Raw genomic sequence first — 1301 nt, 5'->3', positions numbered from 1 at the left:
ACATTTTATCAGTCATAATATCTTCACCTCGATATAAGTATAGCACTGATGAAAATATCATGTTTTATTTTAAAGGGCTTTAACACCGTTTTTATGGCTATGTTAACCCAAAAAGATGCAGAATTTGAAATTTATGATTTTAACACTGTTTTTTGGTGGTTAAAAGTTATTCTTCCTATGCAGAGGCATTATCAAATATGATACACTTATTACATAAGTGAGGTAAACGACTATGAACTTAGAAGAAATCAAAAATGAATTAGAAAATTTGGATATGAATCAGCTTGATTTGCTTATCAAGTATATAAAAGATAAAAAACTTTTGAATGATTACACTGCTATCTTTATTGATGCAGTCGAAGCAAAATTCAATGATGTTTTTGTCTGTCCACACTGTCATTCGACTCAGATCAGAAAAAACGGACATTATAAAAATGGTACTCAAAGATACTTATGCAAGGACTGCCATGCAACATTTACTTCAACACATGGTACAATCCTAGCGAACACTAAACTACCTGCTTTAGTATGGTTAAAATATCTTATTATAATGGATCAGGATGAAGATTTAAGAGATTGTGCTCATTATGCAGGTGTTTCATTGAAATGCAGCTTCTATATGAGACATAAGATTCTCAATGCCATGTCCAATCAAATGAACGATGTTCAATTGGAAGGAATTGTCGAACTAGATGAAATGAGTGTTAATATCAGTTATTCTGGTAATCATGTTAAACAGAATCCTTGTAATAAGCTACCTAGAAACTCTTATAAAAGAGGTCGTAAGGGACAAAAACATAAAGATGATGATAAAATAACCGATGCAGTACAAATTGCTGGTGCTGTTGATCGCAGTGGAAATATCTATTTAAAAGTTGCCAAGATTGGGACAACTTCCCTAGATAGTGAAACAGTAAAAAAGGTATATGGTCAGGTCTTAAAACACGCAACAACATTATGCACAGATGGTCTATATGTATATAGAGAATTAAGCAAGGAATATGGTCTTCAGCATTATTCTTTTCCAAAAAAAAGCAAGGAAAAGCGAGGAATATATCATATAAATCATATAAACTACATCCACTCTAAAATCAAAGAATATATGCGAAAACATATAGGAATATCTTCAAAATATCTAGATGAATATCTATCATTAATAGCTTATACGATAAAAAACAAACAAAGAAATCTTCATGATAATTTTGTCAATATCTACCAATATCCATGCACATTTAGACGGGCTCAATATATAGGCACTCCATTTCTTATTGAATAGAGCATCTTTTTGGGTTAACATAGCC

Annotated in this window: 1 protein-coding gene; it reads left to right on the top strand. The window is 31.4% G+C overall.

What is annotated here, in order from left to right; translation table 11 throughout:
- Positions 1-232 precede the first annotated feature (232 nt).
- A complete protein-coding gene (locus tag B5E48_RS13400) occupies positions 233-1276 on the top strand; it encodes an IS1595 family transposase (RefSeq protein ID WP_087305644.1) in 1044 nt (347 codons plus the stop codon).
- Positions 1277-1301 lie beyond the last annotated feature (25 nt).

The sequence above is a fragment of the Massilimicrobiota sp. An105 genome (assembly GCF_002161155.1).
GTDB lineage: Bacteria > Bacillota_I > Bacilli_A > Erysipelotrichales > Coprobacillaceae > Allocoprobacillus > Allocoprobacillus merdigallinarum.
The sequence above is the reverse complement of the archived record's forward strand: the minus strand, read 5'-3'. Positions and strand labels throughout refer to the sequence as shown.